This is a genomic window from Streptomyces smaragdinus (assembly GCF_009604385.1).
GTDB classification, from domain to species: domain Bacteria; phylum Actinomycetota; class Actinomycetes; order Streptomycetales; family Streptomycetaceae; genus Streptomyces; species Streptomyces smaragdinus.
On sequence record NZ_WEGJ01000043.1, the window covers coordinates 1 to 12,462 of the forward strand.

The window sequence follows — 12,462 nt, forward strand, 5'->3', positions numbered from 1 at the left end:
AGACGTCCTCGATCGGCATCAGGAACGGCTTGTCGACGTCACGCTCAGGCTGCGGGATGGACTCGTCCACGGCCGCCATCAGGTCCAGGACCGTCTGGCCCCACTCCTTGTCGCCCTCGAGCGCCTTATGGCTGCTGCGGTGGAGGAGAGTGCGGTGCGGTTTGCGGCGTCCGGCAGGCCGCCGTTGAACACCACGCTGGCGGTGGTGGCGACGGATGCGGTGCTCGGGCCCGCGCAGGCGCAGAAGCTGGCGGGGACCGCGCACGACGGGCTGGCGCGGGCCATTCGGCCGGTGCATCTGCTGTCGGACGGGGACACCGTGTTCGCGCTGGCCACCGGGGAGCGGGCGCTGGTGGCGGAGGGGGCGGATGCGGCGTTCTCCGTTCACCTCGAGGCGGGGGCACTGAACGAGGTCCTCGCTGCCGGGGCGGATGTGCTGACGCGGTCGGTGGTGCGGGCGGTGCTGGCGGCGGAGGGGGTGGATACGCCGGGTGGCGTGTTCCCGTCGTATCGGGAGCTGTACGGGGGGTGAGGGGGATCGTGACGGGTGCGGGAGCCGGGGCCTGAGCGGGAGTGCGGGATCCGAGTGGGGTCGGGGGCGGGTGCGGGGGTCGGGGCACGAGCGGGATCCGGGGCGAATCGGGCGGGCCGGTAGGCTGGACGTATGAGCGACGCCGCCAAGAATCCGCTGGTCTTCGACGATCCCCTGACCCGGACGTCGTCCGACGACACCGACGAGGGCTGGGGCGAGCGGCCGGCGTCCACCGGGAACAGCGCGGCCGATCTGGCCCGCTTCCTGGACGAGAAGCCGCCGCATCACGTCGACTGACGGACATCCTCCCTCCGGCAGGAACTCACCGGCGACGCCCATGCGTTGGGGGTCTCGGGGAGGGACGCCGTGAAGAGAATCCGACGCAGCCGGAGCGTGCCCGGACCGGAATCGCCGTGGGACGAGATCATCCCCGGACTATGGATGGGCGGCCAGTACTGGACGGACGCGCTGGGCGAGCTGCAGCCCGTGGTCGCGGACCGGGAGTTCGACCTGGTGATGAGTCTGGCCTCGGGACAGGGGTACGGGCCCGCGGCCGGGGTGGAGCATCATGCGGTGGAGATGCCCGACGATCTGCTCACCGCGGAGCAGATCGATCAGGTGATGGAGCTGGGGCGGGTCGCTGCGGCCGCGCAGCGGGCGGGGCGGCTCGTGCTCGTGCGTTGTCACTCGGGGTACAACCGGTCGGGGCTGGTCATCGCGCAGGCGATGGTGGGGCTGGGGTATGAGCCGGGGGCCGCGATCTCGATGATCCGTCAGCGGCGGTCGCCGTGGGCGCTGAACAATCACTACTTCGTGCAGTACCTCGATACGGGACTCGCGATCGCGCGGGAGCTGAGTGCGCTCGGGGAGCCGGCGTAGGCCGGCTGCCTTCTCCGGGAGCCCCGCGGACTGCGGCTCCGGCTGCGGCTGCGGCTGCGTGAGGTTTCTCCGGGGGCTGCCCCCGGGCGTCAGCGGCTCGGTTTGCGGGTGGGGGCGGTGCCCGTTTCGCCGCGGAGGCGTTCGAGGTCGCGGCGGTCGCGTTTTGTGGGGCGGCCGGCGCCTCGGTCGCGGACGGCGATCACGGGGATCTCCGCGCGGGGCGGGGGCGGGGGTGAGTGGTCGACGTAGCACTCTGCGGCGACGGTGGGGCCGACGCGTTTGCGGATGACCCGCGAGACGACGACCTTGCGCTCGCGGCCGGCATGGAAGACGCGGACCTCGTCGCCGGGTTTCACGGGCTGGGCGGGCTTGACGCGTTCGCCGTTGACCTTGACGTGGCCTGCTCGGCAGGCGGTCGAGGCCATCGCGCGGGTCTTGGTCAGACGGACGGCCCATACCCAGGCGTCTACTCGTGCGGTGGCTGCGCCTTCGGTCATGGGGTCGATGGTAGTCCGGCCCCGCTCGGGGGCCGAGGGGATTGCACGGTGGGGCTCCCCCCTGCCCCGCCTCGGGGCGCCGCCCCCGGCCCCCGTCGTCGGCGCTGCGCGCCTCGGCCTCAAGCGCCGGCCGGGCTAGGAACGGATCCTGTTTCGTCCCTGGCCTGCAGCCGGGCAGAGCCGGCGCTGCGCGCCTTGGCCTCAAACGCCGGCCGGGCTGGGAGTGGCTTGCGTTTCATCGTCGGCGCTCTTCGCCATCCAGTCCGACCGCAGGCCGATCGCGAAGCGTAAGCACCAGTTCCAGCCCAACCGCAGGCCGATCGCCAAACACGAGCACCATTCCAGCCCGACCGGCGCTTGAGGCCACGGCGCGCAGCGCCAGCACTGCCTGGCCGCAGGCCGAGAGCGGGACACGAGTCCCACCCCCAGCCCGGCCGGCGCTTGAGGCCGAGGCGCGCAGCGCCAGCACTGCCTGGCCGCAGGCCGAGAGCGGGACACGAGTCCCACCCCCAGCCCGGCCGGCGCTTGAGGCCAAGGCGCGCAGCGCCGACTGCCCGGCCGCAGGCCAAGGACGAAACAGGATCCGTTCCCAGCCCGGCCGGCGCTTGAGGCCGAGGCGCGCAGCGCCGACGGCGGGGGTCCGGGGGCGGAGCCCCCGAACCGTCCGCCCCCGTCAGGGGAGCAGCGTCGCCGTGAGGGTGATGTTCTTGACCCCCGCGAGGGCCTGACTCACGGGGCAGTTCGCCTTCGCGTCCGCCGCCGCCGCCTGGAAGTCCTCCTCCGAGAGGCCCGGGACCTTCGCCGACACCGTCAGCGCGATCCCCGTGATCCCCTCGCCCGGCTGGAACGTGACGTCCGCCTGCGTGTCCACCGTCTCCACCGTGTAGCCCTTGCCGGCGAGGCCGTGGCTGAACGCCATCGAGTAGCACGACGAGTGAGCCGCCGCGATCAGCTCCTCCGGCGACGTCTTCCCGCCCGGCTCCGCCGACCGCGCCGGCCAGCTGACGTCGTACGTGCCGACCTTTGAGGACTCCAGGGCGACCGTGCCCTTGCCCTCGAGAAGGTTGCCTTCCCAGTGCGTCTTCGCGGTACGCGTGGTTGCCATCAGAGCCTCCGGTAGGGAAACGAGTGATATGCGCTGTACGCACTCAAGCTATCGCCCTCCGTGGACCCACCCCCCGCCGGGCCCCCCGAACCGCGTGACTCACGTCACTCGGACGCCCGGAAATATCCGGGGACCCTTTCCCCGTTTAGACCCTCGTACGGCGAAACGGGGAACGACTCCCCGGATCGCGAACGGAGAAGGGACGGCCCCGATGATCGGCACCCAGCGCCACCTCCGCGCCGACGCCGAGCGCAACCGCGCCCGGATCGTCGACGCGGCGCGGACCGCGTTCGTCGAGCACGGCGCCGACGTCTCCATGGACGAGATCGCCCGCCGCGCCGGCGTCGGCAACGCGACGGTCTACCGCCACTTCAGCGACCGCCGGGACCTGATCCACCAGGTCACCCTCTCCTCCATGGACCACATCGCCGACGAGGCGGAGACGGCCCTGGCCGAGGAGGCGGACCCGTTCGACGCCCTGCGGCGCTTCGTGCACCGCGCGGCCGACGAGCGGATCAGCTCCCTGTGTCCGCTGCTCTCCGGCGGCTTCGACAAGACCGCCCCGGACGTCCTCGCCACCCGCGACCGGCTGAACTCCGCCATCGAACACATCATGGACGCCGCCCGCACGGCCGGCCGCCTGCGCGCCGACATCGCCGTCGGCGACCTGATGGTGGCCGTGACCCAGCTGTCCCGGCCCCTGCCCGGCACCGGCTGCGTCGACTTCGACCGGTACGTCCACCGACACCTCCAGCTCTTCCTCGACGGCCTCGAGACCCCCGCACGGTCCGAGCTGCCCGGCAAGGCCGCGACGCTCGAGGACCTGGCTCCGCAACGGTGCGAGCCCATGTAACGAGCGTCAAAAAAGCACCACAAACGCCCGAAAACAACACCCTGCACCCAGTGAGGTAGCACCCGTATGTCCTCAGCCCTGCCCGAGGCTGCCCTCAAGCAGCCCGATCCGACCCGCTGGAAGGCCCTGGCGTTCATCGCCGTGGCCCAGCTGATGGTCGTCCTCGACGCGACCATCGTGAACATCGCCCTGCCCACCGCCCAGACGGACCTCGGCATCTCCGACGGCAACCGCCAGTGGGTCATCACCGCGTACGCCCTGGCCTTCGGCGGTCTGCTGCTCTTCGGCGGCCGCATCGCCGACATCTGGGGCCGCAAGCGCACGTTCATCACCGGCCTCATCGGCTTCGCCGGCGCCTCCGCGCTGGGCGGCGCCGCCACCGGCCAGGAAATGCTGTTCGCCTCCCGCGCCCTGCAGGGCGCGTTCGGCGCGCTGCTCGCCCCCGCCGCGCTGTCGCTGCTGGCCGTGCTCTTCACGGACGGCAAGGAGCGCGCGAAGGCGTTCGGCATCTACGGCGCCATCGCCGGCGGTGGCGGCGCGCTCGGCCTGATCCTGGGCGGCGCGCTGACCGAGTTCCTGAACTGGCGCTGGACGTTCTTCGTCAACATCCCCTTCGCCGTCGTCGCCGTCCTCGGCGCCCTGGCGTACATCAACGACCCGGCGGGCAGCCGCAACCGCTCCCCGCTCGACATCCCCGGCGTCATCCTGTCGACGACCGGTCTGGTCTCCCTCGTGTACGGGTTCACCCGCGCCGAGTCGCACGGCTGGAGCGACAGCATCACGGTGACGATGTTCGTCGCGTCCGTCGTGCTGCTGGCCTCGTTCGTCGGCTGGGAGTCCAAGGCCAAGGCCCCGCTGCTCCCGCTGCGGGTACTCGTCGACCGCAACCGCGGCGGTGTCTACCTCTCCCTCGGTCTCGCCGTCATCGCGATGTTCGGCCTGTTCCTCTTCCTCACCTTCTATCTGCAGGTGGTGAAGGAGTTCAGCGCGCTGAAGACCGGCTTCGCCTTCCTGCCGATGATCGTCGGCATGATCACGGGCTCCACCCAGATCGGCGCCCGCCTGATGCTGCGGCTCCCGGCGCGCGCGCTGATGGCGCCCGGGTTCCTGACCGCGGCGGCCGGCATGCTGGTGCTGTCGCAGATCTCGGTCGACAGCTCGTACTGGGGGCTGCTGGCGCCCGGCATGCTGCTGATGGGCCTCGGTATGGGTACGGCGTTCATGCCGGCGATGTCCCTGGCCACGTACGGCGTCGAGACGCGTGACGCCGGTGTCGCCTCCGCGATGGTCAACACCTCGCAGCAGGTCGGCGGCGCCATCGGTACGGCGCTGCTGAACACCATCGCCGCCTCGGCCACCACCTCCTGGGTGACCTCGCACGGCAGCGAGGCGGGGACGCTGGGCAAGCAGGCCTTCGCGAACGCCGCCGCCGTGCACGGCTACTCGACGGCGATCTGGTGGGCGGTCGGCATCCTGGTGGTCTCCGCGACCATCGCGTTCACCTTCGTCAACGCCGGGCGGCCCGGCGGCGGCCGTTCCACCGTCGCCACCGCGGGCGGCAAGGCCGACGCGGAGGAGCAGGCGGACGCCCCGCTGGTGGCCATGCACTGACACCACCGGGCGCAGGGTTCACGGGCCCCGTTCGTACTCCGGTACGGGCGGGGCCCTTCGCCTTCCGGTATGGTTGAGGTCTCAACATCAGGGAGCCGACCATGCCCACCATGCCCGCGATCTACCTCTCCCACGGCGCCCCGCCCCTGGCCGACGACCCCGTCTGGCCCGGCCAGCTCGCCGCCTGGTCCCGCGACCTCCCCCGCCCCTCGGCGATCCTCGTCGTCTCCGCGCACTGGGAGGAGGCCCCCCTCGCCATCGGCGCCACGACGACCGTGCCGCTGGTGTACGACTTCTGGGGCTTCCCCGAGCACTACTACTCCGTCCGCTACGAGGCCCCCGGCGCCCCCGCGCTCGCCGCCTCCGTACGGGCGCTGCTGCACGGCCCCGGCTCCGCGACGCAGGACATCCCCGACCGGGGGCTGGACCACGGCGCGTACGTACCCCTGGTCGAGATGTACCCCGACGCCGACATCCCCGTGCTCCAGATCTCCATGCCCACCCTGGACCCCGAGCGCCTGATGGAGATCGGCCGCAAGCTGGCGCCGCTGCGGGACGAGGGCGTGCTGATCGTCGGCAGCGGCTTCTTCACGCACAACCTCGCCGCCCTCCGCCACGCGGGCCCCACCCCGCCGGCGTGGTCGACGGAGTTCGACGCGTGGGGCAGCGAGGCGCTCGCCGCCCGTGATCTGGACGCGCTGCTGGACTTCGAGCACAAGTCCCCCGCCGGGCGGCTCGCCCATCCGCGCACCGAGCACTTCGCGCCGCTGTTCGTCACCCTGGGGGCTGCGGAGGCGGAGCTGGACACGCAGCGGAGCGTGATCGACGGGTTCTGGCTGGGGCTGGCGAAGCGGTCGATCCAGCTCGGGTAAACGATTCGCCCGGACGAACCCGCCCCGCCTAATGTCGACACCATGCACCCACTGACCGAGCCCGAGATACGCGCGTCCTTCATCAACGTCTCCAAGGGCGAGGCCAAGCGGCTGGCCGTCCCCCGGGATCTCTCCGACCTCCCGTGGGACGACCTCGACTTCCTGGGCTGGCGCGATCCGGGCGCCCCCGACCGCAGCTATCTGGTCGCCCACCACGAGGGCGCCCTGACGGGCATCGCGTTCCGCTTCCCCCGTATCCAGCGCGGCTTCCTCCAGCGCAACATGTGCACCCTCTGCCTCACCACCCACCCCGGCAACGGCGTGTCCCTCCTGACGGCCCGCAAGGTCGGCAAGTCGGGCCGCGACGGCAACTCGGCGGGCCTCCATCTCTGCACGGACCTGGCCTGCTCCCTCTACCTCCGCGGCAAGAAGACGGTCGGCCCCGACCGCCCCGAGGAGACGCTGACGCTGGACGAGAAGGTCGACCGGCTGACGGCCCGCCTGGCGGAGTTCGTGACGAAGCTCCACGAGGCGTGAGGCGCATGCGGATCCTGATCCTGGGCGGTACGGAGTTCATCGGCCGCACGATCGCGGAGACGGCCCTGGCGGACGGCGCGGACGTCACGCTCTTCGGGCGCGGACGGACGGGGACGGACCTCTTCCCGGGCGTCCCCCGGCTCATCGGCGACCGCGACACCGGCGACTACGCCGCGCTGGCGGACGGCTCCTGGGACGCCGTGGTCGACGTCTCCGGGTACGTGCCCAGTCAGGTGGGCCGGGCGATGGACGCCCTCGGCTCGCGGGTGGGGCGGTATCTGTTCGTCTCCAGCCAGGCCGTGTACGGGGCCACGCCGGGCGCCGGCGAGGACACCCCGCGCCTCGCGCCCGAGCGGGGCACGGAGGAGATCGGCGGGGACACGTACGGGCCGCTGAAGGTCGCGTGCGAGGACGACATCCGGGCCCGGTACGGGGAGCGGGCGACGTTCGTACGACCGGGGGTCGTCGCGGGGCCGTACGACAACCAGCACGGCTTCACCTACTGGGTCCGCCGGGCCGCACACGGCGGGCGCATCGCGCTGCCGGGGCGGCCCGAGCAGCCGGTGCAGGTCGTGGACGTACGGGACCTGGCCCGCCTGGTCCTGCGCCTGATCGCCGACGAGCGCCCCGGCGCCTTCAACGCGAACGGCCCCGCCGACCCCGTCACCCTCGCCGAGCTGATCGCGGCTTGCGCGGCGGCGGCCGGGACCACGCCGGAGCCGGAGCTGGTGCCGGTACGGGCGGACGCGGCGCCGCGTTTCTTCCCCCTCGTACGGCCGGAGGAGAAGTGGCCGATGTTCCGCCGCTCGGCGGCCCGCGCCCGCGCCGCGGGCCTGACGGCCACCCCGCTCGTACGGACGGCGGCGGACGTCCTGGCCTGGGACCGCGACCGGGGCGAGCCGCCGCTCGGGGTGGGCTTCACGGCGGAGGAGGAGCGGGCCGCCCTGGCCGGGGCCTGAAGACCCCGCTCTTGTCCATGCCGGGGGCGCTGGACGGGGCCGAGCGGCGCCGGAACCGGCTGAGGTGCTAGTCCGCAGGGCCGAGCGGCTTCTCGTACCAGGCCACATCCCAGTACCGGCCGAACTTCCGCCCGACCTCGCGGTACGTCCCCAGATACGTGAACCCGAAGCGCTGGTGCAGCCGCACCGACGCCTCGTTCGGCAGCGCGATCCCGGCGTACGCCCGGTGCACGTCCTCCCCGCGCAGATCCGCGAACAGGGCCTCGTACAGCAGCGAGCCCGTCCCCCGGCCGCCCGCGTCGGCCGACAGGTACACACTCACCTCGACCGAGGTCGCGTACGCCTGTTTGGGGCGGAACGGGCTTGAGGTGGCGTAGCCCACAATCCGGCCCGAACCCGTCTCACAGGCAACCTTCAGGCGATGCGGACCGTCTTCAGGATGGGAGAGCAGCCACGGACGCCGCTGTTCGGGGGTGATCGGCTCGATGTCGAAGGTGACGGCCGTCTCTCGCACGTAGTGGTTGTAGATGCTGGTGAGGGCCGTGAGATCCGCCTCGGTTCCCGGTCTGACCTGCACCTCTGGGGTCTCGTCCACGGCGGCAGCCTATCGTGCGCCGCGCAGGATACTGCAAGATCTCAAAAATCGACGTACCTCTTGGGAATTCTGTCCGGATTCCCAACGTTGGAAGCAATGAAACGGGCACCCACCAGGTGTCTGATCGTTATCTCTTCGCGTTAGGGAGCACGCATGGCTACTCGTGTCGTCGCCCGCCGTCCCGCCGCCTCGGACACAGGCGCGACGGGCCGGGCAAGGAGCGCTCGTGCGACCGGTGAGATCGCGGACCGCGACCTGGTCGGTATGTACCTGGACGAGATAGCCCGCACTCCGCTGCTGGACGCCGCCAAGGAGGTCGAGCTGTCCCTCGCCATCGAGGCCGGGGTGTTCGCCGAGCGGCTGCTGGCGGGCGATGTGGAGCCGGGAGACAAGGGCTCCGCTTCCGCCACGGCCACGCGTGAGGAGCTGGAGACGCTGGTGCGCTCCGGGGAGCGGGCGAAGGATCTGTTCATCCGGTCGAATCTGCGGCTCGTGGTCGCCGTGGCCCGGCGCTATCCGCGCAGCGGGCTGCCGCTGCTGGACCTGATCCAGGAGGGCAACGCGGGTCTGGTCCGGGCCGTGGAGAAGTTCGACTACTCCAAGGGATTCAAGTTTTCCACGTACGCCACGTGGTGGATCCGTCAGGCCATCACGCGATCGATCGCCGACCAGTCCCGGACCATCCGGCTTCCCGTCCATCTGGTGGAGGAGCTGGGCCGGATCCGCCGGGTGCAGCGGGAGTTCAACCGTGAGCACGGACGCGATCCGGAGCCGGCGGAGGTCGCCACGGAGCTCGGGTCGACGCCCGAGCGGGTGACGGACGTGCTGGACTGGGCGCGGGATCCCGTGTCGCTGAACATGTCGGTGGACGATGAGGGCGAGACCCAGTTCGGTGACCTGCTGGAGGACACCGGCGCCGAGTCGCCGGAGTCGTCCGTGCTGGTGATGCTGCGCCGGGAGGAGCTGGACGATCTGATCGGCCGGCTGGAGCCTCGGACGGCATCGATCATCAAGGCGCGTTACGGTATAGACGACGGACGTGAGCGGACGCTGACGGAGGTCGGCAAGCAGCACGGGCTGACCCGCGAGCGGATCCGTCAGATCGAGAAGCACGCGCTGGTCGAGCTGAAGAAGCTCGCCCACAGCACGGGGTTCGACGCGGCAGCGTAAGACCCCGTCCCATAGACCGCCCTCGGTGCCTACTCCCCCCCCAGGCGCCGAGGGCACTCTTCTGTCCGCGTCACGGCGAGGGGGGCTCGCCCCCGGGGTCCGTCGTCGCGCAGGCCGGGTCGGCCGGGTCCACGCAGGGATCCGCGGTCGGGTCGGTCGTGACGGGGTCCTCGGTCGGATCGGTCGTGGGATCGGTGGTCGGGTCCTCGGTCGGGTCGGTCGTGGGGTCCGTGGTCGGGTCCTCGGTGGGATCGTCCGTCGGATCCGTCGTGGGGTCCTCGGTCGGGTCCGTCGGGTCCTCCGTCGGGTCAGTCGGATCCGTCGTCGGGTCCTCCGTGGGGTCCGTCGGATCATCCGTCGGGGGCTGCGAGTCAGGAGGCAGGCCGGGGAGCGGGTTGCCGCCCGTCGACGGGGGCGTCGGCGACGGTGACGGCTGGGGGCCGATGATGATGCCCGGGTCCTTCTTGCCGTCGCCGTTGTAGTCGCCCGACTCCTCCGTCTTCGGATTGCCCGCGCCCGGGGACGTCGGCAGGACGCCGAGGCCGTCGGGGACCGAGTGGACGCCGCTGCGGTAGAAGGCCAGCCAGGACAGGACGGTCGCCAGGTATGTGTTGGAGTTGTTGTAGCTGAGGATCGCCGCGTTCAGCTGGTCGGACACCGACAGATTCCGCTGCCCGGCGCACAGGTACTGCCCGGCGGCCAGGGCGGCGTCGTACACGTTGTTCGGGTTGGCCTGGCCGTCGCCGTTGCCGTCGGCGCCCCAGCGGGCCCACGTCGAGGGGATGAACTGCATCGGGCCCACGGCCCGGTCCCACACCTTGTCGCCGTCGAGCAGTCCGTCGTCGGTGTCGGTGATCCGCGCGAACTCCTCGCCGGTGAGCATCGGGCCGAGGATGACGGCCCTGGTCGTGCCGTTGGCGTCTACCCGGCCGCCCTGGGCGTGGCCGGATTCCACCTTGCCGATCGCGGCCAGCAGCTCCCACGGCAGCCGGCAGCCGGGGTCGGAGCCGCGGAGTTTCCGCTCGGCGTGTTTGTACGCCGCCAGCACCGTGGCCGGGATGCCCTGCTGCTCGCCGATCGTCAGCTGCGGGGCGGCCGGCCGGCCGGTGGTGGGGTCGGCGGCGGCCAACGGCGGCAGCTCGGTGTGGTAGTTGGTGTCGGTGGGCTGGCCCGGCGGGAGGTCGGCCACCCGCGGCTTCGGCCGGGGCGTGTCGGCCAGTCCCGGCGCCTGGGAGGCGGTCAGCGCCACCATCGCCACGGCCGCGATGGCCGCGCGGGTGGAGCCGCGCCGGACCTTGCCACGGGGGTGGTTCGCCACGACGGTCTCGTCGTCGTCCGCGGGTTCCCCGTACGAGTCCTTCCCGTCGTCCGCGAGTTCCTCACCGCGCTCGGGCGTGTCCGTCGCCGTGCCGCCCCACGGATCGTCCTCGGGCCCGGTCGTCTCCCCCAGCCACTCGGCGAACTCGTCGCCGGTCGCCCACTCCTTCCGGGGCCGCCTGTGAAACAGGCTCATTGTCGCGTTCCTCCGTCCGGCCCGCTCAGCGGGTGAAGGTCTCGATGTTCGCGATCTTCCACACGCCGTCCGTCCGTACCGTGTCGACGGCGAGCATCGCCGCGCCGTACGTCGTCTCCTCCTTCTTGTCCGTACCGGTGTTGCGCTGGTCCGCGAAGACCAGCACCCGGGCCCGCTCGCCCTGGAGGGATTCGACGCCCACGTCGGTGACGGTGGTGGTGAGGACCAGCTTCTTCTTCGCCGCCTGGGCCTTGACCTCGGCGAGCATCGTCTGGTGCTGCTCGACCGCCGTGCCGGTGAGGTACTTCTGGGCGGCGGCCTCGTTCTTGCCGGTGTCGGCGTAGTCGACGGAGAACACGGCGTTCACCGCCTCCGTCACACCGCCCTTGACCTCGCTGGTGAGGGCGGCGTCGGTGAGCGCCGCGTTGCCGCTCCCCGCGTCCCCGGCCTCGGAGGTCCGGACCGTGGCGAAGGCGGCGAAGCCGCCGAGGAGCACGGTGAGGACACCGAGCACGATCGGCAGCCGCAGGCCGCGGCGGGCCGAAGGCGCCGGGGGGCGGGACTTGGTGGGGGACGGCTTGTCCTCGGTCTGCTGCGGCCGGGGTTTGGGCTGTACCTTCACGGTCCGTACCGGCCCGGGGCGCTTGGCCCGTACCGGATCGGCGGCGGTGGTCGTCGTCGTGGACTTGGCCCGGGTGGGCGGGGTCTCCGTCGCGGCGGCTGCCCGCCGGCGGCGGTTGATCAGATGGCGGGTGGTCGACATGGCGGCGTCCTCTCGTCTTCCTCGCTCAGTTCCCGGCCGGGCTGCCCGTGTTCCCCACGGGTGCCTGGGCCAGGGCGCTGAGCTTCCAGCCGTCCGGGGTGCGGGTCAGCTCGCCGAGCATCCGGCTCTGCTTGGCCTGCGGTTTCCCCTCGGCCGGGGTCACGGTGATCCGTACGGCGACCATCACGTTCGCCTTGCCCTCGCGCTCGTTGAGTTCGGTCAGCGCGGCGGAGAACACCTTGGCGGTGGTGACCGTCTTCGCCTCGCCCACGGACTTCTTGAACGCGTCCCGGCCGCCCTTCAGCTGCTCGAGCAGCGCGCCGGTCGCGGACTCCTCCCAGTTGGCCAGGCCCTCGTCGATCTTCCGGTAGTCCAGGGTGTTGAGGTTCTGCACCCCCTGCCGGGCGGCGCTCACCGCGTCGTCGCGGCTGCGGGCGAAGTCGGCGTCGGAGTCCTGTGCCGCCGCGTACCAGGACGTGCCGGACCAGAGGGCGGCCGCCGCCGCGAGCACGGCCAGCACGAGGGCCGCGAGGAGCAGCGGGTTCTTCGTGAGCCTCATCGGGGTCTGCCTCTCGG

General features: G+C 71.8%; 14 protein-coding genes and 2 pseudogenes. 9 read left to right on the forward strand and 7 right to left on the reverse strand.

Annotation, left to right across the window (positions count from 1 at the left end; genetic code table 11):
* A pseudogene (locus SRB5_RS36830) lies at positions 1-136 on the reverse strand (elongation factor Tu); the annotation flags it as partial.
* Between SRB5_RS36830 and SRB5_RS30980 the strand changes: the two are divergent.
* The 3 genes and pseudogenes from SRB5_RS30980 to SRB5_RS30985 form a co-directional block, all read left to right on the forward strand.
* Positions 122-532: pseudogene (locus tag SRB5_RS30980) on the forward strand (P1 family peptidase); the annotation flags it as partial. The pseudogenes SRB5_RS36830 and SRB5_RS30980 sit on opposite strands and share 15 nt — an antisense overlap.
* Positions 533-664: 132 nt before the next feature.
* Positions 665-829: a hypothetical protein gene (locus SRB5_RS36025; protein ID WP_194293081.1), complete on the forward strand. Its 165-nt coding sequence runs from the start codon at positions 665-667 to the stop codon at positions 827-829.
* A 69-nt stretch (positions 830-898) separates the two neighbouring features.
* Positions 899-1,411 (forward strand): protein-tyrosine phosphatase family protein, encoded by a 513-nt coding sequence (locus SRB5_RS30985; protein ID WP_323378777.1) that lies wholly within the window; start codon positions 899-901, stop codon positions 1,409-1,411.
* An 89-nt stretch (positions 1,412-1,500) separates the two neighbouring features.
* Here SRB5_RS30985 and SRB5_RS30990 read toward each other — a convergent pair whose 3' ends face one another.
* Positions 1,501-1,908, reverse strand: coding sequence for an RNA-binding S4 domain-containing protein (locus SRB5_RS30990; protein WP_153456795.1), 408 nt, complete (start codon positions 1,906-1,908; stop codon positions 1,501-1,503).
* A gap of 673 nt (positions 1,909-2,581) precedes the next feature.
* The gene (locus SRB5_RS30995; protein ID WP_153456796.1) at positions 2,582-3,013 is read right to left on the reverse strand and encodes an OsmC family peroxiredoxin; all 432 of its coding nucleotides are present in this window, start codon (positions 3,011-3,013) and stop codon (positions 2,582-2,584) included.
* A 211-nt stretch (positions 3,014-3,224) separates the two neighbouring features.
* On the opposite strand from SRB5_RS30995, the gene SRB5_RS31000 reads away from it, so the two are divergent.
* The 5 genes from SRB5_RS31000 to SRB5_RS31020 all read left to right on the forward strand — a co-directional run bounded on the left by SRB5_RS31000 (position 3,225) and on the right by SRB5_RS31020 (position 7,845).
* Entirely contained in the window at positions 3,225-3,866 is a 642-nt protein-coding gene (locus SRB5_RS31000) for a TetR/AcrR family transcriptional regulator (RefSeq protein ID WP_153456797.1), read from the forward strand.
* A 66-nt stretch (positions 3,867-3,932) separates the two neighbouring features.
* The gene (locus SRB5_RS31005) at positions 3,933-5,477 is read left to right on the forward strand and encodes an MFS transporter (RefSeq protein WP_153456798.1); all 1,545 of its coding nucleotides are present in this window, start codon (positions 3,933-3,935) and stop codon (positions 5,475-5,477) included.
* A 101-nt stretch (positions 5,478-5,578) separates the two neighbouring features.
* A complete protein-coding gene (locus SRB5_RS31010; protein ID WP_153456799.1) occupies positions 5,579-6,349 on the forward strand; it encodes a dioxygenase family protein in 771 nt (256 codons plus the stop codon).
* 42 nt (positions 6,350-6,391) lie between these two features.
* Positions 6,392-6,886, forward strand: a complete 495-nt coding sequence (locus tag SRB5_RS31015) for an FBP domain-containing protein (RefSeq protein ID WP_153456800.1) — start codon at positions 6,392-6,394, stop codon at positions 6,884-6,886.
* Between the two features lie 5 nt (positions 6,887-6,891).
* A complete protein-coding gene (locus SRB5_RS31020) occupies positions 6,892-7,845 on the forward strand; it encodes an NAD-dependent epimerase/dehydratase family protein (protein ID WP_153456801.1) in 954 nt (317 codons plus the stop codon).
* Between the two features lie 67 nt (positions 7,846-7,912).
* Here SRB5_RS31020 and SRB5_RS31025 read toward each other — a convergent pair whose 3' ends face one another.
* Positions 7,913-8,440 (reverse strand): GNAT family N-acetyltransferase, encoded by a 528-nt coding sequence (locus SRB5_RS31025; RefSeq protein ID WP_323378778.1) that lies wholly within the window; start codon positions 8,438-8,440, stop codon positions 7,913-7,915.
* 153 nt (positions 8,441-8,593) lie between these two features.
* Between SRB5_RS31025 and SRB5_RS31030 the strand changes: the two genes are divergently transcribed.
* Complete coding sequence (locus SRB5_RS31030) at positions 8,594-9,610, forward strand: sigma-70 family RNA polymerase sigma factor (protein WP_153456802.1); 1,017 nt, start codon at positions 8,594-8,596, stop codon at positions 9,608-9,610.
* Positions 9,611-9,680: 70 nt separating this feature from the next.
* Here the strand turns inward: SRB5_RS31030 and SRB5_RS31035 are convergent, their stop codons facing one another.
* The 3 genes from SRB5_RS31035 to SRB5_RS31045 are packed head-to-tail and all read right to left on the reverse strand — an operon-like array spanning position 9,681 to position 12,445.
* Complete coding sequence (locus tag SRB5_RS31035; RefSeq protein ID WP_407704009.1) at positions 9,681-11,123, reverse strand: lytic transglycosylase domain-containing protein; 1,443 nt, start codon at positions 11,121-11,123, stop codon at positions 9,681-9,683.
* 25 nt (positions 11,124-11,148) lie between these two features.
* Positions 11,149-11,886: a hypothetical protein gene (locus SRB5_RS31040; protein WP_153456803.1), complete on the reverse strand. Its 738-nt coding sequence runs from the start codon at positions 11,884-11,886 to the stop codon at positions 11,149-11,151.
* A 25-nt stretch (positions 11,887-11,911) separates the two neighbouring features.
* On the reverse strand, positions 11,912-12,445 hold the full coding sequence (locus SRB5_RS31045; RefSeq protein WP_153456804.1) for a hypothetical protein: 534 nt from the start codon (positions 12,443-12,445) through the stop codon (positions 11,912-11,914).
* Between the last annotated feature and the right edge of the window lie 17 nt (positions 12,446-12,462).